We start from the raw sequence: 1,281 nt of genomic DNA on the forward strand, positions 1-1,281 counted from the left end.
GCCGGATAGTAGGCCGACAGCCGGCCCGCGAAGACGGTCTTGAGGTAGGTGCCGATCTTCTCGCGCGCGACGCTGTCGTAGCGGTCGCGCGGCACGAAGACGAGGATCGAGACGAAACGGTCGAACTGGTCGACGCGCACCAGTGCCCTGACGCGCGGCCGCTCGATCAGGCCGAGGATCGCCTCGGCATGCTTCCTCAAGATCGGCACCGGGACCTGGAACAGCTCGTCGCGCGGGTAGCTTTCCAGCACGTTGATCAGCGCCTTGCCGGAATGGTCGTTCGGATTGAAGCCGGATTTGGCGATGATGGTCTCGGCCTTGGAACGCAGATAGGGGATCTTCATCACCGAGCGCGTGTAGGCGGTCGAGGTGAACAGGCCGACGATGCGCAATTCGCCGGAAAGCGTGCCCTTGGCGGTGTAGGTCTTGACGCCGATGTAGTCGAGATAGATGCGCCGGTGCACCGCAGACTTGGCGTTGGCCTTGGTGACGATCAGTGGCTCCGGCCCATGCAGGAAGGCGCGGATTTCGGGCGTCGTCGTCACCGCTTCGGTACCACGCCTCAGCACCAGAACATCCGGGTCGGAGAGGATGCCGAGCCCTGGCTTGTCGGCGCGCTCCAGCGTGCCGCTCTTTTCGCCGCCGGTGTATTTGAACTCGCGCATGCCGAGGAAGGTGAAATTGTCGTCGCGCAGCCATTCGAGGAAGGCAATCGCCTCGGTGACATGCGCCTTGTCGAGCGGCACCGGCGCGTAGCGGAATTCCGAGATCGCCTGGTCGAGGCGGGCAAGCATCGGCTTCCAGTCGGTGACGGCGGCGCGCACCTGGACCAGCAGCTTCTTCAAATGCCCGGCCAGCGCGTCGGCCAGTTCGGCGGAAAGGCGCCCGATGTGGACATGCACGACGCTCAGCCGGTCGTGGCTGCCGTCGTCCTTGGCGTATCCGCCATCGCCGAGGATCTCCTCCACGCCGCCCTTGCCGTGCCTGACGGCGACGACGGGATGGGTGACCAGCAACGGCTCGCCGGCGGTCTCGGTGATCTCACCGAGGATGGAATCGAACAGGAACGGCATGTTGTCGTTGACGACGGTGATCACCGTCACCGGCCGGCCCTGGCGCGCCACGCCGGACTCGGTGTCGATGGCGACGATCGAGTCGCCCTTCTTGTGCCTGGCGATGGCGCGGCCGGTGAGGTCGGCGGCGCGCTCGAGGTCGGCGACCTCATAGGCAGCGACGTCTTCCGCCGGCGCGCGAGCCAGAAGGTAGTCGGCAAGCCGGCCT

At 66.0% G+C, this 1,281-nt stretch carries 1 pseudogene; it reads right to left on the bottom strand.

Features of this window, described 5'->3' with window-relative positions:
* Window positions 1-1,281, bottom strand: a pseudogene (locus EN781_RS32690) (NAD-glutamate dehydrogenase domain-containing protein); the annotation flags it as partial.

Source organism: Mesorhizobium sp. M4A.F.Ca.ET.090.04.2.1 (assembly GCF_003999085.1).
Taxonomy (GTDB): Bacteria; Pseudomonadota; Alphaproteobacteria; order Rhizobiales; family Rhizobiaceae; genus Mesorhizobium.